Source organism: Metaclostridioides mangenotii (genome assembly GCF_017873185.1).
Taxonomy (GTDB): Bacteria; Bacillota; Clostridia; order Peptostreptococcales; family Peptostreptococcaceae; genus Metaclostridioides; species Metaclostridioides mangenotii.
Window position 1 is genome coordinate 73,270 of record NZ_JAGGJX010000008.1, and the last position, 25,707, is coordinate 98,976.

General features: G+C 30.3%; 21 protein-coding genes. 8 read left to right on the forward strand and 13 right to left on the reverse strand.

The genetic code is table 11. The features are described from left to right. Nucleotides 1–35: 35 nt before the first annotated feature. The 3 genes from glmU to purR all read right to left on the reverse strand — a co-directional run bounded on the left by glmU (nucleotide 36) and on the right by purR (nucleotide 3,039). A complete protein-coding gene (glmU, locus tag J2Z43_RS13720; RefSeq protein ID WP_209457677.1) occupies nucleotides 36–1,412 on the reverse strand; it encodes a bifunctional UDP-N-acetylglucosamine diphosphorylase/glucosamine-1-phosphate N-acetyltransferase GlmU in 1,377 nt (458 codons plus the stop codon). Between the two features lie 276 nt (nucleotides 1,413–1,688). Continuing rightward, nucleotides 1,689–1,967, reverse strand: a complete 279-nt coding sequence (gene spoVG / locus J2Z43_RS13725; protein ID WP_209457678.1) for a septation regulator SpoVG — start codon at nucleotides 1,965–1,967, stop codon at nucleotides 1,689–1,691. A gap of 139 nt (nucleotides 1,968–2,106) precedes the next feature. Beyond that, complete coding sequence (gene purR, locus J2Z43_RS13730; protein ID WP_209457679.1) at nucleotides 2,107–3,039, reverse strand: pur operon repressor; 933 nt, start codon at nucleotides 3,037–3,039, stop codon at nucleotides 2,107–2,109. A gap of 254 nt (nucleotides 3,040–3,293) precedes the next feature. Between purR and murC the strand changes: the two genes are divergently transcribed. Next, nucleotides 3,294–4,643, forward strand: coding sequence for a UDP-N-acetylmuramate--L-alanine ligase (murC, locus tag J2Z43_RS13735; protein ID WP_209457680.1), 1,350 nt, complete (start codon nucleotides 3,294–3,296; stop codon nucleotides 4,641–4,643). A 93-nt stretch (nucleotides 4,644–4,736) separates the two neighbouring features. On the opposite strand, the gene J2Z43_RS13740 is transcribed toward murC, so the two are convergent. The 6 genes from J2Z43_RS13740 to J2Z43_RS13765 all read right to left on the reverse strand — a co-directional run bounded on the left by J2Z43_RS13740 (nucleotide 4,737) and on the right by J2Z43_RS13765 (nucleotide 13,603). Next, nucleotides 4,737–7,397 carry a cation-translocating P-type ATPase gene (locus J2Z43_RS13740; protein WP_327786975.1) on the reverse strand — a complete coding sequence of 887 codons (2,661 nt, stop codon included), beginning with the start codon at nucleotides 7,395–7,397 and terminating at the stop codon, nucleotides 4,737–4,739. A gap of 96 nt (nucleotides 7,398–7,493) precedes the next feature. Next, nucleotides 7,494–7,949: a MarR family winged helix-turn-helix transcriptional regulator gene (locus J2Z43_RS13745; protein ID WP_209457682.1), complete on the reverse strand. Its 456-nt coding sequence runs from the start codon at nucleotides 7,947–7,949 to the stop codon at nucleotides 7,494–7,496. A 622-nt stretch (nucleotides 7,950–8,571) separates the two neighbouring features. Then, the gene (locus tag J2Z43_RS13750; protein ID WP_209457683.1) at nucleotides 8,572–9,447 is read right to left on the reverse strand and encodes a methionyl aminopeptidase; all 876 of its coding nucleotides are present in this window, start codon (nucleotides 9,445–9,447) and stop codon (nucleotides 8,572–8,574) included. 286 nt (nucleotides 9,448–9,733) lie between these two features. After that, on the reverse strand, nucleotides 9,734–10,522 hold the full coding sequence (locus J2Z43_RS13755) for a hypothetical protein (protein ID WP_209457684.1): 789 nt from the start codon (nucleotides 10,520–10,522) through the stop codon (nucleotides 9,734–9,736). Between the two features lie 285 nt (nucleotides 10,523–10,807). Then, nucleotides 10,808–11,923 (reverse strand): M20/M25/M40 family metallo-hydrolase, encoded by a 1,116-nt coding sequence (locus tag J2Z43_RS13760; RefSeq protein WP_209457685.1) that lies wholly within the window; start codon nucleotides 11,921–11,923, stop codon nucleotides 10,808–10,810. Nucleotides 11,924–12,085: 162 nt separating this feature from the next. Then, on the reverse strand, nucleotides 12,086–13,603 hold the full coding sequence (locus J2Z43_RS13765) for a hypothetical protein (protein WP_209457686.1): 1,518 nt from the start codon (nucleotides 13,601–13,603) through the stop codon (nucleotides 12,086–12,088). A 324-nt stretch (nucleotides 13,604–13,927) separates the two neighbouring features. Between J2Z43_RS13765 and J2Z43_RS13770 the strand changes: the two genes are divergently transcribed. Further along, on the forward strand, nucleotides 13,928–14,566 hold the full coding sequence (locus J2Z43_RS13770) for a CatA-like O-acetyltransferase (RefSeq protein WP_209457687.1): 639 nt from the start codon (nucleotides 13,928–13,930) through the stop codon (nucleotides 14,564–14,566). Between the two features lie 174 nt (nucleotides 14,567–14,740). Here J2Z43_RS13770 and rsmA read toward each other — a convergent pair whose 3' ends face one another. The 3 genes from rsmA to J2Z43_RS13785 form a co-directional block, all read right to left on the reverse strand. Further along, the gene (gene rsmA / locus J2Z43_RS13775; RefSeq protein WP_209457688.1) at nucleotides 14,741–15,610 is read right to left on the reverse strand and encodes a 16S rRNA (adenine(1518)-N(6)/adenine(1519)-N(6))-dimethyltransferase RsmA; all 870 of its coding nucleotides are present in this window, start codon (nucleotides 15,608–15,610) and stop codon (nucleotides 14,741–14,743) included. Between the two features lie 31 nt (nucleotides 15,611–15,641). Beyond that, nucleotides 15,642–16,178, reverse strand: a complete 537-nt coding sequence (gene rnmV, locus J2Z43_RS13780) for a ribonuclease M5 (RefSeq protein WP_209457689.1) — start codon at nucleotides 16,176–16,178, stop codon at nucleotides 15,642–15,644. 221 nt (nucleotides 16,179–16,399) lie between these two features. After that, nucleotides 16,400–18,436, reverse strand: a complete 2,037-nt coding sequence (locus J2Z43_RS13785; RefSeq protein WP_209457690.1) for a thioredoxin domain-containing protein — start codon at nucleotides 18,434–18,436, stop codon at nucleotides 16,400–16,402. Between the two features lie 334 nt (nucleotides 18,437–18,770). Between J2Z43_RS13785 and J2Z43_RS13790 the strand changes: the two genes are divergently transcribed. The 4 genes from J2Z43_RS13790 to J2Z43_RS13805 all read left to right on the forward strand — a co-directional run bounded on the left by J2Z43_RS13790 (nucleotide 18,771) and on the right by J2Z43_RS13805 (nucleotide 23,981). Further along, the gene (locus J2Z43_RS13790; RefSeq protein ID WP_209457691.1) at nucleotides 18,771–20,174 is read left to right on the forward strand and encodes a metallophosphoesterase; all 1,404 of its coding nucleotides are present in this window, start codon (nucleotides 18,771–18,773) and stop codon (nucleotides 20,172–20,174) included. Between the two features lie 549 nt (nucleotides 20,175–20,723). Continuing rightward, nucleotides 20,724–21,395 carry a hypothetical protein gene (locus J2Z43_RS13795; RefSeq protein ID WP_209457692.1) on the forward strand — a complete coding sequence of 224 codons (672 nt, stop codon included), beginning with the start codon at nucleotides 20,724–20,726 and terminating at the stop codon, nucleotides 21,393–21,395. Nucleotides 21,396–22,105: 710 nt separating this feature from the next. Then, nucleotides 22,106–23,113, forward strand: coding sequence for a nucleotidyltransferase family protein (locus tag J2Z43_RS13800; protein ID WP_209457693.1), 1,008 nt, complete (start codon nucleotides 22,106–22,108; stop codon nucleotides 23,111–23,113). After that, the gene (locus J2Z43_RS13805) at nucleotides 23,106–23,981 is read left to right on the forward strand and encodes an S-4TM family putative pore-forming effector (RefSeq protein ID WP_209457694.1); all 876 of its coding nucleotides are present in this window, start codon (nucleotides 23,106–23,108) and stop codon (nucleotides 23,979–23,981) included. The genes J2Z43_RS13800 and J2Z43_RS13805 overlap by 8 nt, the downstream gene beginning before the upstream one ends. Nucleotides 23,982–24,202: 221 nt before the next feature. Here J2Z43_RS13805 and J2Z43_RS13810 read toward each other — a convergent pair whose 3' ends face one another. After that, nucleotides 24,203–24,619 (reverse strand): carcinine hydrolase/isopenicillin-N N-acyltransferase family protein, encoded by a 417-nt coding sequence (locus J2Z43_RS13810; RefSeq protein ID WP_234926412.1) that lies wholly within the window; start codon nucleotides 24,617–24,619, stop codon nucleotides 24,203–24,205. Nucleotides 24,620–24,734: 115 nt separating this feature from the next. On the opposite strand from J2Z43_RS13810, the gene J2Z43_RS13815 reads away from it, so the two are divergent. Both J2Z43_RS13815 and J2Z43_RS13820 read left to right on the forward strand, forming a co-directional pair. Then, entirely contained in the window at nucleotides 24,735–25,454 is a 720-nt protein-coding gene (locus tag J2Z43_RS13815; RefSeq protein WP_234926413.1) for a recombinase family protein, read from the forward strand. 32 nt (nucleotides 25,455–25,486) lie between these two features. Further along, nucleotides 25,487–25,678 (forward strand): hypothetical protein, encoded by a 192-nt coding sequence (locus J2Z43_RS13820; protein ID WP_209457695.1) that lies wholly within the window; start codon nucleotides 25,487–25,489, stop codon nucleotides 25,676–25,678. Nucleotides 25,679–25,707 lie beyond the last annotated feature (29 nt).

Here is a 25,707-nt window from a genome sequence, read left to right on the forward strand (position 1 = left end):
TTTAACTCCTCCTGAAAAATTTTAAAACAACTATATTATTTATTGCTATCTCTTTTATTCTTTTTTTCTACCCAACCTTCTTTTACCACTTGTCTCTGTCTAGCTATAGCTAGTGCTCCATTTGGTACATCGTCAGTTATTGTAGAACCTGTTGCAATATAGCCTTTTTCCTCTATTGTAACTGGCGCAACTAGGTTACAGTTTGAACCTACAAATGCTCCATCTTTTACTACCGATTTAAATTTATTTTTGCCATCATAGTTTACGAATACTACTCCACAACCTATATTTACATCTTTTCCTACTTCAGCATCGCCTATGTAAGATAAGTGTGAAGCTTTAGATCCATCGCCTATCTTAGCATTTTTAATTTCTACGAAGTCTCCTATTTTAACGTTATTTCCTATATCTGATTTTGGTCTTAGATATGCGTAAGGTCCAACATTAGTGTTTTCTCCAACAACACTGTCGACTACAGTAGAATTAATCACTTCTGTATGATTTCCAATCACAGAGTTTGTTATACTTGAATTCATACCTATTATACACTCTGAACCTATTTTTGTACTTCCCATAATCATTGCACCTGGATAGATTATAGAATCATTTCCTATCTCTACATCTGATTCTATATAAGTAGAATTTACGTCTATTATTGTTACTCCATTTACCATGTGCTTTTCATTTATTCTTCTTCTCATTAACTCTTCAGCTTTTGAAAGCTCTACTCTCGAGTTAACTCCCATAAGCTCTTCAATTGTAGATCCATTAAATGCACCTACTTTATGTTGTTTATCTCTCATTATTTTTATTGTATCAGTTAAGTAGTATTCACCTTGGGCATTGTTATTGTCGATTAAGTCCAAAGCTTCTCTTAAACTCGCTCCCTTGAAACAGTATATACCCGAGTTTATCTCTTTCACCAATTTCTCGTCTTCACTTGCATCTTTTTGCTCTACTATTTTAAGCAAATCTCCATTTACGTCTCTAATTATTCTACCATAACCCTGTGGATTGTCCACACTTGTTGTAAGAACTGTTGCATGATATTCGTTATCTATGTGATATGCAAATAGATCCTTTAGAGTATCTTCTTTTATAAGAGGAGTATCTCCACAAAGTACTACTATAATGTCTTCATTTTTTATATAGTCTTTAGCTTGCAAAACTGCATGACCTGTTCCAAGTTGTTCTTCTTGTTTGATCGTAGTGCAGTCACTGCCAAGTTGTTCGTTTACACGATCTGCTTCATGACCTAAAATAACTACAACATCTTTTACCCCAGAATTTTTAGAAACACCGATAACGTGGTTTACCATCTCTTTACCACATACTTTATGTATCACCTTTGGATGTTTTGACTTCATTCTCGTTCCTTTGCCTGCAGCAAGGATAATAGCTTTAAAGTTCATTTGTTCACTCCATTCAATCAAATTTTACTTTTTTATTTGATAGATTATTCTCCTATGTATTTGATAGATTATATTTATATAAACTGATTTATTTTAGGGCATTTAATAAGCTTTTTAACCTTATATCTTATCATGTTAGTTCATTTATTAAACGTCCTTCTTCGGTATATTCATTAATAATATAGCATTTTTTTAATTAAAAGTACACATGGAAATAGAAAAAAGGACCTTATCATACAGGTCCTCTAGATATTCTAGTGATTAATAATTGTATTATTATTCAGCAGCTACTTCTAATTGAGCTATTGATTCTTGGTAAGCTTCTAAAACGGCATCTTCTAATATTTGTCTCATTTCTGCATTTATCGGATGCGCAATATCTCTAAAATTACCTTCGCCTACTTTTCTACTTGGCATTGCTATAAAAAGACCGTTGTGGCCTTCTATAACCTTGATGTCATGCACTACAAATAAATTATCAAAAGTGATAGAAACTATGCATTTCATCTTGCCTTCATCTGTTACTTTCCTTACTCTTACGTCAGTTATTTTCATACTAAAATATCCCCCTTCAATTTTGACAGAAATTTAATTTATATTAATGCGAATTAGATAATATAAACCGTTTTTTAAAAGATTCTATAAAAACTTGGGATATCCTTTTTATTTTGGGAAATTTATTTAATTTTTTTTATTATTCTTCAAAATCTCCATTTTCGATAGAGTTTTCAGGTCGATTTTCAACTATTTCGGCTATTTCTTCTAAATCGTCTATTTCTTGAGAATTGAATTTACCATTCTCATCTGCTTTGTATTCATCTTTAAATGTCTTTAAATTTGGCTCAACAGTTATTACATCATCTTCTACATTTAGTTGGATAAGTGATATATAATCGTCTACAAGTTTATCCTTTGGTGTAGCTTTTGATATAAATACTCCTGTACCTATAACCTCTGCTCCAAATTCATTCATTAGGTCTATCATTCCTCTGATAGTTCCTCCACCCCTCATAAAGTCGTCTATGATGATAACTTTACTGTTCGGCTTTAGAGCTCTTCTCGGAAGACTCATGCTCTCGACTTGCGAGCTGTTTCCACTTACATAAGTAGTACTAAGAGTTGGTCCTTCAGATACTTTTGTATCCTTTCTAATTATTACTAGCGGTAAATTCATCGCCTTAGCAGTCATTGAAGCCATAGGAATTCCCTTTGTCTCCATAGTGACTACATAGTTAGCCTCTTCGTAATCTATATTTGATGCAAAGATCTTACCTACCTTAGCTGCTATAGTTGGATCGTAGATTAAGTCTACTAAGTAAAGAAAACCTCCTGAAAGGATTCTAGACTGATCATCTATTTTGTTACAAAGCTCCATAAGCACTTGGTTGTTTTCCTCAACCGATGTCTTTGGAATATACTTGACTCCACCAGCAGCTCCAGATATAGTTATAACCTTACCTAGTTGTAATTTTTCAAAAACATTTTTAACTACCAACAAATCTTCACTTATAGTAGATTTGGCTGCATTAAATTTATCTGTAAAATAACCTAGTGTATAAGTTCTATTTGGATTGTCGGATAATATCTTTACAATAGCTCCTATTCTCTCTGTTCGTTTGAATTTCATAATAATATCCTCCTACGACTTCCCTTTCAAGTGAGTATTAATTATAATGCATATCTATGCCAAATATGGTATAATATTGTCTATGATTTTTATTGTAATAACTAGCATAAGAACATAAATATACTATATTATATTATTGTTTAATTTAGTGTTAATTATAAGCTCGATTTATATTAATATCGAACATTATATTATTATACCATAAAAAAAGTTCATCTTGTAGGACTTTAATAAAAAAAGGATGGTGATTTTATATGAATATACATTTTATCGGAATCGGTGGAATAAGCATGAGTGCTCTTGCAGAAATTTGTCTTAATAAAGGCTACACTGTGTCAGGATCTGATATGACAGAATCGTATTTACTAGAAAAACTTAGAAATCAAGGCGCAAAAATATTTGTAGGACAAAAAAGAGAAAATATAGCCGATGACATAAACATGGTTGTATATACAGCAGCTATTCATCAAGATAATGAAGAATTAATGGCTGCAAAAGAAAAAAATATACTAATAATGAATAGAGCAGCATTCTTAGGACAGATAATGAGAGAGTACAAAAACTCTATCGCTGTTTCTGGAACACATGGTAAAACAACAACTACATCAATGTTGTCTACACTGTTTGAATTAGCAGATTTAGATCCTACAATCTTAGTTGGAGGAAATTTAAGTTCAATAGGCGGAAATGTAAGAATTGGTAATTCTAATCACTTCATAACTGAAGCATGCGAGTACGTTGATAGTTTCCTAAATTTCAATCCTAAAATAGCATTAGTGTTAAATATAGAAGAAGATCACCTAGATTATTTTTCAGGCATAGACGAAATAAAAGCATCATTCAATAAATTCGGTAAATTACTTCCTAATGATGGCTACTTTATTATAAATGGCGACGACGAAAATACAAAAGATATTTTATACGATGTAAAAGCACAAACAATAAAATATGGAAGAGATTTAGATAATGATGCTATAATCAAAAATATCCACTTTACAGACGATGGGTATGGCGTATTTGATATACTTTACAACCACGTAAGTCTAGGTACGTTTGAATTATCTGTTCCAGGACTTCACAATATCTACAATGCTACTGCTGCTATAATAACAGGATTAATTTCAGGTATAGATGTAGAAATATGTAGAGAAAATATAAAAAAATACAAAGGTGTTGGCAGAAGATTTGAAAAAAAAGGACTATACTATAACACTCTAGTAATAGATGATTACGCTCATCATCCTACAGAAATAAAAGCTACTTTAGCTGCTGCTAAAAAGCTTAAAAAATTAAAACTATGGTGTATATTCCAACCACATACATACACAAGAACAAAAACTTTAATAAACGACTTTGCAGAGGCATTCTATGCTGCTGATAAAGTGATAATAACTGATATATACGCTGCTAGGGAAAAAGATCCAGGGGATATACACTCTAACGATCTAGTTGAGAAACTTTACCAAAACAACGTTGATGCAATATATATTAAAGAGTTTGAAGACATAGCTCAATATATCCGCGACAATGTAGATGATAACGACCTTGTCATCACTTGTGGCGCAGGCCCAATATTTAAAGTTGCTGAAATGCTAGTTAAATAGTAGTTGTTAACATAAAAATAAATAAAAGCTCCCCCAAGTAATTAATAAGACCAAAATGTCTTACTATAGGGGGAGCTTTTTTGTTTAGAGCATTTACTTCACATTGCAAATTCGATTACATTTTAGCCCATAATTATCTATATATTTTCCAATTTCTGCAACTGTAGTTGGAATAACTGATAGTGCAATAACAATAAACCAGTGGCTTATTCCTATTCCTGTCAATCCAAATATGCCTCCAATAGGTGGAATTACTACAAGAAGTACTAGTGCAAACATCATACCAACGGCACTAATTACTAATGGCCAGTTGTCGCTAAGTGTACGTTCAAATAATGATTTTCTACTTCGTACAGTAAAAATATGCATTATAGATGTTAATCCTAATACTAGAAATGCCATAGTTTGACCTATCATAGCCGATGAATCTATTCCACTTATAAAGCTAGTGGACATCCCAACATAGTAAGCGATAAGTACTACTATGGAACATATTATAGTTTGTCGTCCAATTACTTTCATTAAACCTCCACTAAATATACTCTCTTCTCGCTTTACAGGAGCATTTGTCATAATCCTCGGATCAGATGTCTCTTTAGCAAGTTGAAGTCCAGGTATACCATCTCCAAGTACATTTATTAGCAGTAACATAACCGGTGTTACTAAAACACCCCAACCTACTATTTGAGCGAAAAGCATAACAAGGATTTCTGAAAGGTTACATACTAATAAGAAGTATATAGTCTTACGTATATTTGAGTATACATTACGCCCTTCATGTACTGCTTCAACTATTGTAGCAAAATTATCGTCAGTTAATACAATATCTGATGCACTTTTAGCAACCTCTGTTCCAGCATTACCCATGGCAACCCCAACATCAGCAGCTTTTAAAGCAGGTGCATCATTTACTCCATCTCCTGTCATTGCAACTACTTCTCCATTTTTCTGCCAAGCCTTTACTATTCTAATTTTGTCTTCAGGTGAAACCCTAGCATAGACAGAATAATCTTTTACTGTATTAAAAAGTTCATCATCAGACATTTCTGATAATTGCGATCCTGTCAATACCTTTTGTCCCTCTGGCAATATACCTATTTCTCTTGCAATTGCCCCAGCTGTTGCCGCATGATCTCCTGTAATCATAACAGTACGTATACCGGCCTTTTTTGCAGTTTCTATGGCCTTAGCTGCCTCTGGTCTCGGCGGATCAATTAAACCAATCATGCCTAATAGGTCAAGATCCTGTTCAATCTCCTCTATGTTGTCTTCTGATGGAAGATTTTCAATATGCTTTATTCCTATAGCTATTACTCTTAGAGCATCTTCAGCAAATGAATCATGTACTTCCTTAATCTTAATATCTAAATTTGGTTTCGAATGGTTTAAAGGTATTCTGTCTAAAGCTCCTTTGGTTAGCACAATATAGCCATCACTAGGATCCTTTAGTACTACAGTCATCATTTTACGCTCAGAAGAGAAAGGTATCTCTGCTACCTTATGATAATTTTCCTCTATTTCTGATTTTTTTATTCCTTTTTTATTTAAAAGACGCATTATTGCGATTTCGGTGGGATTACCTATGAACTGAGGTGTACCATCTTCCCCAATTTCAACGGTTGCATTACTGGCTAAAGCCAGCATCTTCAAGAATACGAGCTGTGTATCATCAAACTCATCTAAGTCACTAAATGGTTCATTTCCTACCATACAAAGTCGTTTAATATTCATTTGATTTTGTGTAAGTGTTCCTGTTTTGTCGGAGCATATAACTGATGTGCTTCCCAATGTTTCCACTGCAGGTAATTTTCGAATCAAAGCATTTTTTCCAACCATGTTTTTTACACCATGAGATAAAGATAATGTTACTATTAGATTCAACGTCTCTGGAACTGCAGCAACTGCCAAGGCAACTGCCATTAATACCATACTCCAAAAATCCTCTCCCTGACGCATACCTATAGCGAATAAGAAAACCGCAGAAACAATAGCAATACAGCTAATAGTTTTACCAACTTTATCTAATCTCTTTTGTAAAGGTGTCTTATCATGTTTTGTATTGCCCAAAAATCCTGCAATTCGTCCAATTTGAGTATTCATACCAGTTGATGTTACTACAGCAGTTCCACGCCCTGCAGTTACAAGGCAACCTGAAAATAACATATTTATCTGATCACCAATAGGAGTCTTCCCTGATAATTTAGCTGTAGGATCTTTTTCAGATGGATCACTTTCTCCAGTAAGAGAAGATTCATCCACTTCAAGTCCTATGCTTTCTATCAATCTAGCATCAGCTGGAACAAGCGATCCAGATTCTAGTATAACAACATCACCTGGTACAAGTTCGGATGCTTCAATTTGTTGCTGAATTCCTTCACGTATCACAATACATGTTGGACTATTTAAATCCGCCAATGCCTCGAGTGCCCTCTCTGCTTTTCCCTCTTGCGTTATAGCTAGTATCAAGTTCATAATTACAATTGATACAATAACTAATGGTTCAATAAATCCATGCCCATTTCTTATAGCTAACATAAACGATAAGGCAGCGGCCATTATTAATATAATTGTTGATACATCTTTTAAATGCCTGAGAATTGTTTTTCCGAGCCCATCTTTTTCTTGCTCTGCAAACACATTTTTTCCGTATTCAATCTGTCTGCTCTCTACAATCTCTTGAGACATTCCACTTTCAAGGTTAACCTCGAACTTATTTATTACTTCCTCTGCGCTTAATTCATAAAATCTAATAATACATCATTCCCTTCAATTAATTTTCTGTAATCTAAATTTATTACATAGAATCTCTACCTATATCTTTAATAGAAAAGCAGGAATTACCTGCTCTTTCTATCGCTTCGATTCTTCTGGGAGGTTTCGGCATACTTTTGCCAATAGATTCATCAACATATCTTTTTCCTCCTGAGTCAAACCACATTGAAGCGCTTGTTCAACATTAGAAAATACACTTCTAACTTCCTTTACGAGCCTTTCTCCTTTATCTGTCACAGTTAACACCATGGCTCTAGCGTCATCTTTTCGAGTTGTGCGGATAATATAACCTTTTTCCTCTAATCCCCTTAAAATGCTAGTAACAGACGGTCCTTTCAGATGCATAAAATCCTCTAAAAATCGTCGACTTATTTCAGTACCATCCATGATACTATCATAGATTACACTCAGAAGGCGTCCCTGCTGATTTGTAATTTCAAGCGATTTTAGAGTTTGATCACCCATATAGTAAAGTTCATGAGAGATATTTCTAATGTAATACCCCAAAGTTTCATCTTTACTTCTTCCAACCATATTATTTCACCTCTTGATATTTACAGCCAATCTTTGTTACATAGATACACTAAACAAATACTCTATTTATAAGCAATTATTTATCATAAATATAATTTTAAAAAATCTAATATTTTGGTATGTGTTTAGTTTAATCAATCAGAGAAATGGCATTGATATAGTAATCTTTAAGTTTAATATACAAACGGAGAAATCTCAATACTTTTGTTTATATGTGCATATATTTTTATCTAATTTCATTCAATCTATCCTGATTGATAGATATTTATAGTCCGTTTAATTGGTAGATACACTACGTAGATTACCTACTTAGTTTAACATTTTTATTTTTATATGTCAATATTTCTTCATTAATCCTTACAAAAATAAAGTTTTTTCCAATAAAACTCTATTAAATAATGGTTTAACTAAAATAAGGAACTAACCTAAAAATCTATACTACTGCCTTTGGTAGATAAAACACCAAAAATAGTTTTCAGGTTAGTTCCTTTTAATTTTATAATTTTCTTTAAGTTTTATAATATAACTTCTTAAAATCTACATTGAGTTTACAATATATCTTCTTAAAGTTTACTTTTTAAGTAATATTATTTGTCAAATTGTATAAAGTAATTGATGTTGTTTAATAAGCTAAAACCTCATGTCCGGTTTCGGTTACCAACACCATTATTTCCCATTGAGCAGAAGGCTTTCCATCCACTGTATAAATTGTCCAGCCATCCTCTTCATCCAGATAGATTTCATCTGCTCCCATGTTTAACATAGGTTCTATAGTAAATACCATACCTGGAACCATTAACATTTCTGTACCCTTCTCAGAAACATAGCTAACCCATGGATCTTCATGAAATTCATTTCCAATTCCATGGCCTCCCACTTCCTGTACTACAGTATAGCCGTTTTTCATAGCATGTTCATGAACAGCTTGCCCCATGTCGCCTAAAAATCCCCATGGTTTAACTTGCTCTAATCCTATCTCGATACATTCCTTAGTTACATCTACAAGTTTTCTTTTTTCTTCACTTACATCTCCAATACAGAACATTCTAGAAGAATCGGAGAAGTATCCATTAAAAATTGTAGATACGTCTACATTTATAATATCGCCATCCTTCAATACTACTTCATCTGATGGAATACCATGGCATACTTGATCATTTATAGAGGTACACACACTTTTAGGATATTCCTCATAATCAAGAGTAGCAGGTATGCCTCCAAGTTCAGTGGTCTTCTGATAAACCCACTTATCAATATCCTCAGTAGTTACTCCCTCTTTTATATTTTGAGCAACATAATCAAGTACACTTATATTGATTTTAGCACTAGCTCTTAAAGCTTCTATTTCCTCTGGTGTCTTAATAATTTCATGTTTTGGAACAATATGTCCTTTTGATTTATATTGTGAAATCTTTTCATCAAATGAAGCGTGGCATGTTTTGTATTTTTTACCACTGCCACACCAGCAATTATCGTTTCTTCCTAATTTTCTATGCATAAATAAAACCCCTTTACTAATTTTTTAGAAGTAGTTATATATTGTAAATGTTTATGTACTAATAAACCATTAACTTAAATACTATTTTACTGATAGTATATCACTTATTAGCATTTGTACAAATAAATGATCGAATTATTCCTACTTATTTTCTGTCTAAAAATTAAACTAAAAAGACACTGATTTAAAAATTTAATTTTTAAGTCAGTGCCTAATAAAATACGCTAAATTTTATCTTCTTAACACTACCGCCATTGATTGGTAAAGTGATATTTTAAGAAGAAATCTATTTTATTTTAAATATATCATTTTTAATATAATCGAATAGTCCTGTATAAACCTCATAATATGCTACAGTTTCTTTTGAAGTAACTTTTACATAGTCTCGACCCATAGTCTCAAGCTTGATCTTATAATTTTCACCTTCTATATCTACAGTGAAGTTATAGTCACTTCTACCTTTGCTCTTCTCAGGCTGCACTTTTCCTACTAGCCTTTTTGCAACCATCTTGTGAGATAAATCATCAAATTTCCACTTATGAATTTTGTTAACTTCTTTTCCATAAGTTATTTCGGCAGTCTCCCAGCTTTTATACTTGCTCACAAGGTCAAATGATGTATACAAACTCTTATCAATAAGATCTTTGAACTCTTTTTTAGAGTTTATAGGTATTTTGAAGTACTCTTCCTTGCTCACAGTATACACTCTAAAGTAGTCAAAATCTGTTGAGAATTTAATACCGTCATCTGAATACCCCTCGTATACAGGATGATAAGACTCTGCATTTCTAACCTTTTTAAACTCAGCAAATGAATATACTATCTCTTCCCATGAATCTTCTTCAATTTTTACATCTGAAACTTTGTCATCTGATATGTATATTTTTTCCTTTTCTTTTAATTGATTTATTAGAGATTTATTGCTTTCTTCTTGGCTTACAACTTTTTTAGGGCTATTATCTGTTTTCTTATCCATAGTTGTACCAAATTTAAAAGCAATAAAATATATTATAAAGAATGCAATTATTCCAATTAACAACATGACAGGTTTCTTTAATTTTCTTTTTTTAGCCATTTAGAACCCCCCTAGTAAATTTATCATAAAATCATTATATAACTTTTTAACTTATTTTTTAAGACTCTATTTTATTTAACCACTATTATATCAAATAAATTGTATACTGTCTTATTATATACATTTAGCTCAAAAAGTAAATATAAAAGCGGTAATTATAAATGTCTCTCAATAAAATTACATATATATATTTACTAAAATAGAATTTTTAAAAATAGGTTAAAATATAAAAAGAGCTATCCTTTAGTGAAAATCACACATGAGATAGCTCTATATAAACTTAAATTATATTTCTTTTACTATTTCTATTAGCATATTTGCTGAGTTATATAAATCTTTTATAGCTATATACTCATTTAGTGTATGTGCATTTTTCATACCAACTCCAAGGTTTATCGCAAGTATACCATTTCTATTCAATATATTTGTATCACTTCCACCACCTGAAGCTCCTGTATAACCTTCTATTCCCATATTTGCAAAAGCCTTTTTAGCTAGATTAACTATGTCTGAATTCACATCTACATTAAGTGGAGGATATACTCTGTCTACATTTATTTCTACTTCAGCGTTGTAGTCAGCTGCAGCTTTTTCAAATGTATCGACCATATGCTTAGTTTGTGCATCAAGCTTTTCTTCACTTAGACTTCTAGCTTCAGCATCTATCTCTACTATATCTGTTACTATGTTTGTAGCAGAACCACCTTTTATTACACCTATATTAGCTGTAGTGTTTTCATCAATTCTAAGTAGGTTCATATTATCTATAGCTCTTGCCGCTACCATTATAGCACTTATACCGTTTTCTGGTTCCATCCCTGCATGAGCTGTCTTTCCTTTTATTTTTACTTTAATAACATCTTGAGATGGTGCCTCAACTATTATCTCTCCTGGAGAACCGCCACTGTCTAATACAAACGCATAGTCAGCATCTATCTTAGAATAATCTAAGTTTTTAGCTCCAACTAAACCACATTCTTCACACATTGAAAATGCAACTTGGATATCTGTGTGGTCCATATTATTTTCTTTTATAAATCTAAGTGCTTCAAGTATTGCTGCAATACCTGCTTTGTCATCAGAACCTAATATAGTAGTCCCATCACTTTTTATAATTCCTTCAGCCTCATCAACTATTGGTTTGATACCAAGTCCAGGTGTTACAGTGTCCATATGGGAACTAAAAAGTATTTTCTTACCCTCTTTATTTCCTTTTAAAGTTGCAATGATATTTCCTGTTTCTCCGCCAGTTTTTTTGCCTGCATCGTCTACATATACTGAACATCCGATGTCTTCTAATTTTTTGATTAGAACTTTAGCAAAATCAGCCTCTTTATAAGAAATACTGTCTATTTGTACCATTTCAAGAAATTCATTTAAAATCCTTTGCTCGTTTATCATGCTCATATCCTCCAGAACTAAAATAGATTTTCACCATCTATTGTAGTGTAACTCATAACTATTATCAACACTATTATAATTATTTGTAATTTTCTATCAATATAATCTAATTATTACAATAAATATTAATATTTTCTAGTCTCTTATCGAGCTATTTTTTATTCATTTTACAATAGTTCTAAGTCTTGCATCTATAAAGCACATCCAGTAACCCATACTATTGTTAGATCTATTATCTGAACTTTCAAATCTCACAAATCCTGTATTTCCGTTATCTGGCTTTTCATTTTTCAATCCTGGTATAGCGTAAATGTAATTTTTTCTCTTATTGTATTCATCGTACTGTACTCCGAATAAATAATGTCTGTGTTTATATGCGTTTATAACAACATCACTGTACATAGTGTAGTTTAGTGCATTTACGTATCCTAAGTTAGGCATAGAATAACCGCAAAGTGTTGTAGGATTTATATCTATTTTCCACCATCTAGTGCTCTCGGTTTTATCCTCTACAAAAGGTTTTACTTCTTTAAAGTACTTAAGCCCTTTCTTTATCTGTCTCGGCATCATAAGAGTTCCTACTGTTTTATTTTGCTCAGTGATTTCCTCTTTTACCTCTTCAATTTCAGAAGTCTTGTAGGATTTATTTTTAACTTTTTTTCTGTTGCTTACATATTTTAAAGGGTCATCTTTTTCTTCTGTACTATTGTCTTCATACTTATCTCTGTATTCTATTTTATTGAAGTTATTTAGCTCTACCATTTCATCATTACTGATTTTTTCGTTTTGAGAAAAACTATCATCATTTTCCTCATAATCTAGATTATCTCTTCCAAATACATCATCGTCATCATCATCGAAATCTAAATAATCTTCCTCCTCTTCATCGTAAAATTCATCATATTCATCGAAATTGTCGTTGTGATCGTCGTATTCTTCTTCATCATTATCTTGACTGTACTCCTCATCACTAACATCTTCATCGTAGACTCCATCAGATACTTCATATTCAGAATCATCATCAGATACTTCATCAGATCCTTCATTTTCGTAAAAGTTGCCACTTTCTCTAATAGATGCTATATCTTCTGCATTCCCATGATCGGATGGATTATCACCATTGTAGTTCTCATCATAGTCTTCATCCGTGTCGTTCCCTTCACCGAGATCTAAATCATCATCGTAACCCTCACTGGAATCTAAACTCTCGTCGTAGTCATCTTCGTTATCTTCTCCATCTTCGTCGTACTCTTCATCGTACTCTTCGTCATAGTCATCGTCATAATCTTCATCTTCATCAACTGCAAAAAGTATATCTTCGTAATTATCAAGTTTATTGCCTTTAAATCCTATTAGAGGAACTTTATCTTCGTGGACTATAGCGATACTTTTAATATCATCTTCTTCATCATCTAAATCCAAGATAAACTCTCCTCTTCCTTGATCATTTAATACTATTTTGCCCAAATCCAATACATCGTATTTTGTTGTAATAGCAAGTGTATCATAACCGTCTTTAATATACTTAAGATTTTCAACATATAATGCAACAATTGACTTCCCATCATTTACTTCCACTTTCGCAAATGCTTTAGGAAGTACTCTTTCTTTATTTCTGAAGTTGATGTCCTTAGCCTCTAAAATTATGTAGTCTCTTTTAAATTTTCTCTTAGAACTCACTTCGATCCCCCCTTAACATAATTTCTCTAAATAATATATGATTGCAAAGAAAAAAAAAGTACCTTCTATTTTGAATATACTTTTTAATTTACCATATTAGAAAGATTTGCAAACTTGTCTACACTCACACTTTCTGCTCTTTTGATTTGTTCATGACTACTAAAGTAAGCTTTTTGCGTTTAAAGTAGTTTGATTTCACACCATAATAAAGGCAGAGAATTGTGTTATACTAATTGGTGAGGTCTAAAATCTTCGTAATGGTAACATTATGCAATCAGAGCTTGTTTAACCAACAAGTGACGTAGCAGTAAAAAAGGAGTGCTTATGGAAAAATACAAAATAATAGATATTAATGAATTTGACAGGTCAGAATATTTTCAATATTTTATGAGTGTAGGTACCACTATTGAAATTACAGTTAAAGTGGATGTAACTTATGCAGTGCAAAAATGTAAATTAGAATCGTTAAGTTTTTATTCGTTTTCAATTTTCAACATCTCCCAAGCACTAAATTCAATAAGAAATTTCAGATTTGGTATATATAATGAGTCACTGGTTGAATGGAAGAAAGTCATTCCAACATTTACAAATTTTAATAAAAGTTATGATACGTTTTTTACATTATGGGAAGAACCACAAGGTGATTATGTTGAGTTTGACAGGAAATATAAACAATTAACAAAGAAATTTTCAAAATCTAAAGGGATATTACCCCAACTTGATTTACCACCAAATGTATTCAACGTCTCCTCAATGCCATGGATACATTTTGAACATTTTTCTTCAAATACAAATGTCTCTGGAAATCAACTAACAACTATGATAACAATGGGAAAGTATGAGAAGCACCATTCAAAATTACTGATGCCTATTACAGTACAAGCCCACCATGCAATTGTTGACGGTTATCATATATCACAGTTTTTTAATAAATTGCAAGATGAGATGAATAAAGTATTTTAATTAACTTGAAAATAAGTGGTTCTAACACCTTTTTGCTTTTTTATGTACTAAAATATAGGAGGGTTAGATATCATGAATACAGATGTTATCGATTTATACAATAGAGTGATTAAGTAAAAATAGATTTGCCACCAATAAATACCTTATGGTGGCAAATCTATTTATAAACATTATTTAACTGTTCATACATCTTGCATTTACTATATTAGAAAGATTTGCAAACTCGTCTACACTCAGAGTTTCTCCTCTTCTTTTTTCATCTATATTGGCTTCTTTTAAGATTTCTTTTAACCCCTCTTTGTCAAACATTCCAAGACCGCTAAGCGAATTTAGTAAAGTCTTTCTCCTCTGCCCAAATGATGCTTTTACGGTTTTAAAGAAAATTTCTTCACTGTCGACAATATACTTTTTAGTAGATCTCACTCTAAGCCCTATAACTACTGAATCAACATTAGGTTGAGGCACAAACATGTGTCTAGGAACTTTTGCAACTATATCAGTATCACAGTAGTACTGAACTGCTACAGAAAGTGCTCCGTAATCTTTAGTACCTGGAACTGCGTTCATTCTATCTGCAACCTCTTTTTGAACCATTACAACTATATCAGTCACTGGAACATGCTCTTCTAAAAATTTCATAACTATTGGAGTCGTTATGTAGTAAGGTAAGTTTGCTACAAGCTTTATAGGTCCTCCATCTAATTTGTCTTTGATCAGATTATGAATATCTGCCTTTAGTATATCTTGATTTACAACCTCTACATTGTCTAAATCTGAAAGAGTGTCTTTTAGTATAGGAATTAATTTCCTGTCTATTTCAATGGCTACTACCTTTTTAGCTATTTTTCCCATTTCACGAGTTAATGTACCTATTCCAGGCCCAACTTCTACGATGTAGTCTTCGCTCTTTACATTTGCACCGTCTACAATGCTTTCAACTATGTTGTCATCTATCAAGAAGTTTTGTCCCAACGACTTTGAAAATTTAAATTTATATTTATCTACTATCTTTTTCGTCTCTATATGCGATGAAAGTCTATCCATATATGCCTCCCTAAAAATATCTATATTTATATTAATTATCTATCTCTTCAACAGCATTTACAAATTCCTCTCTTGAAACACCGTAGTTATTAAGTCTATTCAAAAACTGCTTTGCATTTCCATATCCAATTCCAAGTAGCCTGCCTATTTGATCTCTTCTTATAGAAGCTTCTTCATTTCCTACAAGCCCATTTCTAACTAAATCAACTCTATCAAACTCGCTTCTATTTCCTTCTATTTCCGTTCTTACTTTTTTTAGTGCAGCTATTATACTTTCTGGAGTTGCATTCTCAATTCCTATATCTCCATTTTTCTTTGCTTCTTCCCTTGGTAAAAACGCATGTTTACATCCTGGTACTTCATTTGCAATTTTCTTTCTAATTTTTTCTCCCGCAAAATCTGGATCTGTAAATATAATTACACCCCTTCTCTCTTGGGCAGCTTTAATCCTCTCCATAACGCCCTTTGGAAATCCAAACCCACCTGTAGTTATAAGTTCTGCATCTAAGGCTCTTTTAACTGCTGTAACGTCGTCTCGCCCTTCTACTACAATTACTTCCTTTATCATCATTAACACACCTTTAGTTTTTATAATCTATTCTTACATCTATTTATTCTACGTTTTTTACATTGGTTTATCAAGCTTTAGATAAAATAAATATACTTAATACTAAAATAGGAATGAATCAAAAAGATGTCATTCCTATTTTTATCCTACAGAAGTAATGATTTCAATAACGTTGTATAATTCTTTATAATTTTTTACAAGTATCTATAACTTAGAAGTGACTATAAATATTTTTTTAATAAATCGTGCTCATTAAATGGCGGATTACAGCTCTTACCTTCACATATATAGTAAGTAGATTTATCATTTTTTAGAGTGTACTCTTCCAATAAGCCTGTTTCATTTCCTGTTTCTTCCTCCCATACCTTCTTAACCATCACTGTAATGTTTGGACTATAATATTCGCTTAAATCACCTAGTAACTGTTTCATATCGTCTCTATCCTTTAGAACCACAATCAATTCTCTAGATGGATAAAGCTCGTACATCAGAGACAACAGGTAAAAACTATAACCAGTAGGAGAACTTCTCAAACTATCTGTATATAGATTCAGAAGCGATTTAGACAGCTCTTCCAATTCTATATCTGTGATCATTCTACTTAATTTAATTAAATTTAGAGATGCTACGGAATTCCCAGACGGCATGGCGCCATCGTACAGATCTTTAGGTCTTAAAAACAGCTCTTCACTGTCATTTCCATATAGGAAAAATCCTTTATTTTTATCGTCCCAAAACAAATTAATACAATCTTTATTTAACTTCACTGCCCTATCCAAGTAACTTTTTTCAAAAGTTGACTCATATAACTCAATATACGACCAAATTAAAAATGCGTAGTCATCTAAATACGCCATATAGTCTGAATGTCCGTCTCTATATCTAGCTAATAACCTTCCATCTCTGAATAGATTTTTTTCTATAAAATCAACACTTTCAACCGCATAGTTTAAATAGCTTTTATCGCCTAAAATTTTATATGCCCTAGTCATAGCAACGGACATTAAAGCACTCCAAGAAGTCAAAATTTTATCATCTTTGTGGAGTTCCATTCTACCTTGTCTGTACTCAAACACTTTCTTTATCATATAATCAATTTTATCATCATGAAATTCAAATCTGTCATTTTTTATAAGGTTTGGTATATTTTTGCCTTCGAAGTTACCCTGAACACTTATATCAAAGTACTCAGCAAAGTACTTTCCATCTTCATCTCCAAGCACTTCTAAAATCTCTGGGTAAGTAAATGTATAAAACTTACCCTCTTCTCCTTCACTGTCAGCATCCTGAGCCGAATAAAATCCGCCCTCACTATGTCTCATCTCTCTTACAATGTAATTTAAGGTCTTAACCACAATATCTTTGTAAAGCCCCTTTTTAGTGATCTGATATGCCTCTAGATAAGCAATAACTAACATAGCATTGTCGTAAAGCATTTTTTCAAAGTGAGGTGCAAGCCATTTTTCATCAGTTGAATACCTCGAGAAACCATATCCTACATGGTCAAACATACCGCCTCTGTACATACCTTGAAGAGTTTTTTCTGCTATTTCAAGTGCTTCATTATTGCCCTCGAGTTTGTAGTACTTTAACAAAAACATTAGGTTCTGTGGGCTTGGGAACTTTGGAGCTTCACCAAACCCTCCGTATTTACTGTCAAATATTTCTTCAAATATTTTAAATGAATTGTCTATTAAATTTTTAGACAGCATACTATGACCGAGGCTTTTACTAGTAGCTCCCTTTAAGTGTTCTACAATCTCATCACTTGATTTAAGTAACTTATGATGTTCATTTTCCCACATATATGAGATCTTTCCAAGTAATTCTATGATTCCCAATCTTCCGTACATATTTTCTTTTGGAATGTAGGTACCTGCAAAAAAAGGTTTCTTGTCTGGCGTCATAACAATAGTCATAGGCCATCCACCGCTTCCAGTCATAGCCTGACAAACCGACATATATACACTGTCAACATCTGGCCTTTCCTCTCTATCCACTTTTATAGAAACAAAATCTCTATTTAATGTATCTGCTACCTCTTCATCTTCAAATGATTCCTTCTCCATTACATGACACCAGTGACAAGTAGAATAACCTATACTTAAAAATATAGGTTTATCATCTTCTTTAGCCTTTTTAAAAGCTTCTTCACCCCACGGGTACCAGTAAACAGGATTATACGCATGTTGAAGTAGGTATGGTGATTTTTCTTCTACTAATTTATTTGATTGACTTTTTATATTTTCATTTTTCATAGTTTAACCCATCCTTTGAATTATTTACAGTTATTATACCCAAAAAACTTAGGTATATAAAAAAATAAAAAGGGGTTAACTCAAAACTAAATGAAAAAGTAGTTATTGTTGACTGATTTTTTAATATGACATTTATACAACTAATCTTTAGACAATAATATAATTCTATATTCTTAAAATGGCATTTCTTATATCTATTTAGACGAATATAATTTTTAGATATATTTTTGTATTGTCTATACATCAATTTTAATAGCTTGTAACTAAACTTTATTTGACTTTTAAAGGTTTCTATACTACTATTTTCTATAAAAAGGGATATTATGGTACTTATATGAAAAAAAGAATATTGATAGCACTCTTAGGAGCTTTCATATTATTAATAGTTGGGTGCAAATCAACAAAAAGTATAGAAATAAATATGCTAGCAACTACTGATTTACATGGATATTTGCCTTATGAATTAACTTCTTATATAAAAAATGAAAAGTCTAAAGCTAAAAATACTCTTTTAGTCGATGCTGGAGATTTTTTAAGTGTGGGTAAATCGGGTTCATCAATGTATAAATATTTTGATACAAAATGGAGTAACAACGAATATGATACAAAGTATTTAGAAACACCAATAGTAAAAGATATGAAGGAAATAGGATATGATGCTATAGTACTTGGAAATCATGAGTTTATAGAAAATAATAAAGCTCAACTAGATCATATGGTATCTGATTTCAGAAAATATGATATCGATTTATTATCAGCAAATACATATGAAGTAAGTGGTGAAAATTATATATCTCCTTATGTAATTAAAAATATCTCTACATCTGAGGGAAATTTAAAATTAGGTATTTTGGGACTTACTATACAAGAAGTAGGTCAAACCTATGAGACTGTTGGAAATGAAAATATAAAACCAACATCTGAGGGATTAAAAGATTTTCAAGGTTACAATGGCTCATTGTATATGGGTGATTTAGTTAAAGATGCTAAGAAATGGGTAGATGTCATGAAGAAAGAAAATGTAGATATTATAGTAGCTGTTGCTCATAGTGGTGAAAAGAGTGATTCAGATAAATATCCTGGAAATAGAGTTCAAGAATTAGCAAAAGAAGTTAATGGGATAGATGTTATTGTAGCAGGCCATACACATAAACAAATATATCAACATGATTATAAAAATAAACTTAGGGAAAAAGTTATAGTTACTCAGCCAGGTAAATATGGCGAATGTATCTCGAAAATTAACTTTAAAATAAAGAAAAATAATAATAAGTGGAATGTGGTAAGTAAATCTAGTGAAATAATTAAATTTAAGAAAAGTAAAGAAGATAAAAATTTTGATGACCTTGTTGAAAAATTTGTTGAATTTGCTTTAGAACGTCAATCATATGATAGAACTGGTGAAATTAACCTGAAAGATATAACACCTTTTGAGTGGGATAAAGCATATGTATTTGAGCCTCATACTTCACCTAAAAAAATATATGATACTATAGGTTATAAGTGGAATGATATAAAAAAAACTGACAGTGAAGATATGATACAAATGATATTTATGAAAAATAATAAAGTAGTTTGCCATTTATATGGTTATGAAAAGTATTTATTCACTGATTTTATATTTAATAAGTCTTATTATAAAGATAATGTTCTAACCATTTATCCGAATAAAAATGACCGATTTAAATTTGAGATTGATGAAAATTGGCTTAATACAAGACTAAAATACATAAAGTAACTTTTATGTTACTTAAAAATATTTAATTGTTTTTTAATATATATTTATTACGATTTAATAAATAAAAGAGTAAACACTTAGTTTACTCTTTTATTTTAGTGTCATAATGTTGTTTATTGTTATCTACATCCTACTTCCTGATGTATTCTATTAAAAATTTCTTTTCATCTATTTTAATTTTTTAGTAAAATGTTATGTCTGCATTTATAAAAATTAGCTGAAAATGAAACAGATGCTAATTCATATCTATTGCATTAGTTTTCCTTTTATATAATCTTTAACTATCCCCTAACTGATATTAAAAGATATATAGTAAGCCATTAAAATCCATTTATTAGATTTTAAGGGCCTTATATTTGTAATAACTAGTCCCTAAAGTGAAATTCTAGAGATAGTATACTCTTTATTTAAATAACTATGTTAAAATTATGTAGTAGAAGTAAAAAACAAAAAAGAGATAAGTAGGAGGAGAATAATTACATTTTATAGATTAAATATATATACAAATACAAAAATATCGAATGCTTTATCTAAAACTATGGGGGGCTTATGGATAAAAAGACTGTAGGAATAATAGTTAAAAATGATTATGATGATTTACTTTACCACAAAAATAACTTTTTTATAAAAATAGAAATTGGTAAAAAAGATGATTTAAGATTTACACTAGAGGATAAGCTTAGTGAAATACTAGATGAAAAAGCATTTAGGATAGATAAGATTTCTAAAAAAATTCCTAAGCTTGATTTATCAAACAAATACAATAATACTGAAAATATTGTTATGTACTTAGTTAAGGTTTATATGTACAGTGATAATTCGAAGTTTTTGTATAAAGAAGATATTCTAGATAATCTATCAACATCTTTATGCAAAGACGATTATGTAAAATATATTATAAGATATGATAAATATCGTTATCTAGTAGAATCATATATTGGTATGCTTATTTATCTATTTTGGGCTATAGCTATACTTGACTTTCCTGTTGAAATTAGAACTAAATTTTTATTCGATACATTTTATAACTTTTGGATTGCTATTATTATGTACATAGCACTGCCAGTATTTATTTTATATAAGTTTATTGTACCTAGTATTGTAAATTATTTAGTAAAGTATAATATAAGTAAAAAAACTATTAAGGTAAGCAGGTGGCTATATGGGATAGCCAACATTGTATTTTTCATTGTTTTACTTAAAGACATATGGATTAAGTAATAAAAACATATCATATGGTATTTATTAGACTATCAATTTTGCAGATGGAATGATGGAATAACAGAAGATAAGAAATTTCAAATAAAAACAATAAATAAAAAACTACACACTTTGGTGTGTCTTTTTTTATTTATCAACTCTTGCAATAATATAGTGCCATAATGTTAATAATGACATCACAGAGATTGGGATAGCAATATCAATAGAAACAGTGGTGTCATATTCTGGTGTCAAAACGGTTAGGTAATTTTTATAAAAAAACACAAGAAAAAAGTTTTTTGTAAGTTTTAATTAAGAAATTTTAATTGTTGTTTTTTATGATAGAATCACTAAAAATATATAATAAAAGGTGGTTTTTAAAACAGAAAACCTAGAAAAAAATAATAGAAATTAAAAGGTTTAGATATTGAATTAAAAATTAAGCTATAACTTGATATTTTCAGAATTTGCTATTTTTGATATTTTAATTAAATATACTTTTGATACTATACTATATATTGATTTTTAAGTTTGCTTTAATTATTAAAATAGAACTTAATTCTTATTATTAAGATAACATTATAGTTAATTCGAAATGGAAACTTGTAAGTCTTTCTTATTTTATTTTCTAAATATATGATAATGTTTTCTAAAAATTTACAAATTCTACCAAATTATAGTATTATTAATATAATGAACTACTAAAATCAGTAAGGGGGATACTATAATTTATGACAAAGAATATTAATTCTGCATTTTCAACTTTTATGAAAGATTTTGTTAATTTAGATTCTGGTAGAACGTCTATAGCTCGTTCAAGTAGAAATTGGCTAATAGATCAAATAAACTTAATAGAATCAAAGAATGATGATTTTCCTGTACTTTATAAAGATAAAAATATATTTTTTGGTTCTTTTGCTAGGAATACAAAAATTAGAGAGTTAGATGATATAGACTTAATGGTCTGCTTAAATGCTAATGGTACAACATATAATGAATATTCTACTTATACAGACAATATTGAACTTAATGTACCAGATTCTTATACTATATTAAAAGGATTATGTCATAATAACAGTAATAGATTGAATTCAACAAAAGTTATAAATCGTTTTAAAGATTATATCGATTCTGTACCTCAATATTCAAGTGCTGAAACACATAAAAACATGGAAGCTCTAACATTAAAGCTTAGTTCATACGAATGGAACTTTGATATAGTTCCATGTTTTCTAACTTCTGAAAATTCACAAGGAAAAAGTTATTATATAATTCCTGATGGAAAAGGTTATTGGAAAAAAACTGATCCTAGAATTGATAGAGATAATATTACGACATTAAACCAAAGTTTAGATGGGAATCTTCTTAATGTAATAAGACTAGTAAAATACTGGAATAGAAAAAAATCAATAAGTATTAACTCTTCATATTTACTTGAAACTATGATTATTAATATTTACAATCAACCTAATGTTACTTGTAGTAAATGGGTTGATATTGAATTTTTAAAAGTTCTGAATTCCTTAAAACTATCTATATATAACAATGTAGATGACCCAAAGGGCATACAAGGAAATTTAAATACTTACAGTTATTCTGATAAATGTAATATTTCCAATAATATTAGTAAATACTGCACTTTATCTTCAGAAGCCAGTAACTATGAATCAAGCAACATAGAAGAATGTTTTAAAAAATGGACAGATGTATTAGGAGATGATTTTCCAGATTATGAATAATAGTATAAATATTGAACAAAACAAAGAATATAACTTACTTCTTTTATTTTCTCAAAAAATGTTATATGAAAATGCTAAAAATACTAAATACTTAATAATTCTTCTAGGACTACTCAACTTTATCTTAGGTATAACATCTAATACATTTTCAGACCATAGAGACAAAATTTTAATTATTGCATTTATAATTTTAATAGTTTCTAAAGCACTAAATAAAAATGCATGTAAATTTAATACTTTAGCTGCTACAACTCAAGAGTTGGTTGACCGCAAATTATTTGGTTTTGAAATTGAAAGTAGACATTTGGATGGAAATAGTAAGGATGAACTTAAATCTAAAGCAAAAGATCTTAGGGATAAAATGCCTAAAAAATACTCTGATAATATAAATAATAGTGGTTATGATAGACCGAGGGGTGTAAAAAATTGGTATTCTGATATTGCCCCCAACCTATCAATAGAAAAAGCAATAATAAAGTGTCAAGGTCAAAATATATATTGGGATAAAGCTTTAATCAAATTCTATCAAAAGTTATTACTAATTTTAAATCTAATTATAGTAATTATATTTTTACTTCTATACTGGAATAAGGAAGTAAAAGATGTTGTATTAGGTGTTATTTCATCATATTTAATTTTTGAGATTCTTATAAAAGAGCTATTTAAAACAAATGAATATATAAATAATTGCAATCTAATAGATGCTATTATAGCACGTTCAAGTAGTTCAAATGAAACAAGTTTAGAGTTACTCAAAGATTTACAATCAAAAATTTATTCCAGAAGAAAGTCTGGATTTAATATTCCTACTTTTATACATGAACTAAATACAAATAAATTGCATAAAAAATACAGTAGAGATAATTAATTTTTAAATCTATTCTTATCTGAACTATTAACTAAATTTCAATTTAGTAATTAGTCTGATATAAAATTAATGCCCTTACAATCAAAATAAATGGATAGTAAGGGCTTCTTTACTATACATCTTAAATGCGTTTTTAAGGATTAGTTATTAAACCACATTCAACATATAACTTTTTTATACAACTATTTTTGTATTCCATATATTTAATGCTATCAGAGTTTTTATTGCTGTAATTGCCTCTTGCGTAGTTTTACATTTTTCAAGAAATATCTAACTAATATTACTGAATTAAATCCTGGTTTTCTTAATTTTGGATATACAAATGTTAAACCTACTGCTAAACCTTCTTCATTTACTCCATCTTCCATTTGAACTAAGGCTGTTGTATTTCCATTAAATGAGTAAACATTATTTGAGTTGTAAAGACAGTTCATATATAGTTTTTCTATACTTACTAAAAAATCACTGTTTCTACCAAATAAAATTTTTTCTTTGTTATTTATTGCAAAACAAGTACATTTATTATTAAATTCAAAACAATACATAGAAAATAACATTCTACAAAATGAAGTTTCATTTCCATGGGCTACTCCTTTAACTTCTTGAACTATTTCAGGATAATTAGAGTTAAAATTCATATCAAAACTAAGGTTAATTATTTTAGTATTAAAACTATTGATTTATAGCACCTTTTAATATATAATTTGTATATAAATTATATATTAAAAATGACGTTCGTTACTTTAACTACCAATGGAGGGGATTCATATAAAAAAAATATATGGTTATTGTAGAATCTCTCGACCAACACAAAACATAGATAGACAAATTAGAAACATTAAGGAACTTTATGATGAAGCGATTATTGTTGAAGAAATTTATACAGGAACAAAGATAGTTGGTCGTGAGAAATGGAATCAACTTGTTAAACAAGTTGAGAGTGGAGATACTATTGTTTTTGATTCAGTATCTAGAATGAGTAGAGATGCAGAAAAGGGATTTGAACTCTACCAGGAACTTTTTCAGCGTAATGTGGAGCTGATCTTTTTGAAAGAACAACATATTAATACATCTACATATAAAAAAGCAAAAGAAAAAAGTATACCTATGACTGGTACTTCGATCGATAAAATATTAGAAGGGGTAAACGGCTTCTTGTTAGAATTAGCCAGGGAGCAAATAAAATTAGCTTTTAAGCAGTCAGAAAAAGAAGTTAAAGACCTTCAAAAACGTACATCCGAAGGAATTAAAACAGCTAAATTAAATGGTAAACAAATAGGTCAAGCAAAAGGATCTAAGTTAATTACAAAGAAAAGTATTTTATTTAAAAAAGAAATATTAAAGTATTCTAAGGACTTCAAGGGAAGTTTAAGTGATAAAGATACTATTAAATTATTAGGTATTAGTAGAAATACTTACTATAAGTATAAAAAGGAACTTTCACATGAACTACAGGAAAAACAATATGAGTAGTAAAAAATATTAAAGTATAGGGAGAGATTAATATGTCAAAAGAAAATTATGAGATAGCTAAGAAGATATATCAACTAAGCAAAGAATATATTAAGTATGATAAGGATGTGGCTGAATATATTAAATATGCAGAAAGCCAGGAAGAAAAAGAATTTTATGCGTTAATATCTGATTTATTATTACAAACAAAGCAAAAAGAATTAATAGATAAGGGTGTTTACTAATGAGTAAAAAATATTATATATTTGCGGGT

Excerpts from the sequence above, each read along its gene's own strand:
- glmU (WP_209457677.1), bottom strand. The coding sequence starts at position 1,412 with ATGAACTTTAAAGCTATTATCCTTGCTGCAGGCAAAGGAACGAGAATG.
- spoVG (WP_209457678.1), bottom strand. The coding sequence starts at position 1,967 with ATGAAAATAACTGACGTAAGAGTAAGGAAAGTAACAGATGAAGGCAAG.
- purR (WP_209457679.1), bottom strand. The coding sequence starts at position 3,039 with ATGAAATTCAAACGAACAGAGAGAATAGGAGCTATTGTAAAGATATTA.
- murC (WP_209457680.1), top strand. The coding sequence starts at position 3,294 with ATGAATATACATTTTATCGGAATCGGTGGAATAAGCATGAGTGCTCTT.
- J2Z43_RS13745 (WP_209457682.1), bottom strand. The coding sequence starts at position 7,949 with ATGGTTGGAAGAAGTAAAGATGAAACTTTGGGGTATTACATTAGAAAT.
- J2Z43_RS13750 (WP_209457683.1), bottom strand. The coding sequence starts at position 9,447 with ATGCATAGAAAATTAGGAAGAAACGATAATTGCTGGTGTGGCAGTGGT.
- J2Z43_RS13755 (WP_209457684.1), bottom strand. The coding sequence starts at position 10,522 with ATGGCTAAAAAAAGAAAATTAAAGAAACCTGTCATGTTGTTAATTGGA.
- J2Z43_RS13760 (WP_209457685.1), bottom strand. The coding sequence starts at position 11,923 with ATGATAAACGAGCAAAGGATTTTAAATGAATTTCTTGAAATGGTACAA.
- J2Z43_RS13770 (WP_209457687.1), top strand. The coding sequence starts at position 13,928 with ATGGAAAAATACAAAATAATAGATATTAATGAATTTGACAGGTCAGAA.
- rsmA (WP_209457688.1), bottom strand. The coding sequence starts at position 15,610 with ATGGATAGACTTTCATCGCATATAGAGACGAAAAAGATAGTAGATAAA.
- rnmV (WP_209457689.1), bottom strand. The coding sequence starts at position 16,178 with ATGATAAAGGAAGTAATTGTAGTAGAAGGGCGAGACGACGTTACAGCA.
- J2Z43_RS13785 (WP_209457690.1), bottom strand. The coding sequence starts at position 18,436 with ATGAAAAATGAAAATATAAAAAGTCAATCAAATAAATTAGTAGAAGAA.
- J2Z43_RS13790 (WP_209457691.1), top strand. The coding sequence starts at position 18,771 with ATGAAAAAAAGAATATTGATAGCACTCTTAGGAGCTTTCATATTATTA.
- J2Z43_RS13795 (WP_209457692.1), top strand. The coding sequence starts at position 20,724 with ATGGATAAAAAGACTGTAGGAATAATAGTTAAAAATGATTATGATGAT.
- J2Z43_RS13800 (WP_209457693.1), top strand. The coding sequence starts at position 22,106 with ATGACAAAGAATATTAATTCTGCATTTTCAACTTTTATGAAAGATTTT.
- J2Z43_RS13805 (WP_209457694.1), top strand. The coding sequence starts at position 23,106 with ATGAATAATAGTATAAATATTGAACAAAACAAAGAATATAACTTACTT.
- J2Z43_RS13810 (WP_234926412.1), bottom strand. The coding sequence starts at position 24,619 with ATGAATTTTAACTCTAATTATCCTGAAATAGTTCAAGAAGTTAAAGGA.
- J2Z43_RS13815 (WP_234926413.1), top strand. The coding sequence starts at position 24,735 with ATGGAGGGGATTCATATAAAAAAAATATATGGTTATTGTAGAATCTCT.
- J2Z43_RS13820 (WP_209457695.1), top strand. The coding sequence starts at position 25,487 with ATGTCAAAAGAAAATTATGAGATAGCTAAGAAGATATATCAACTAAGC.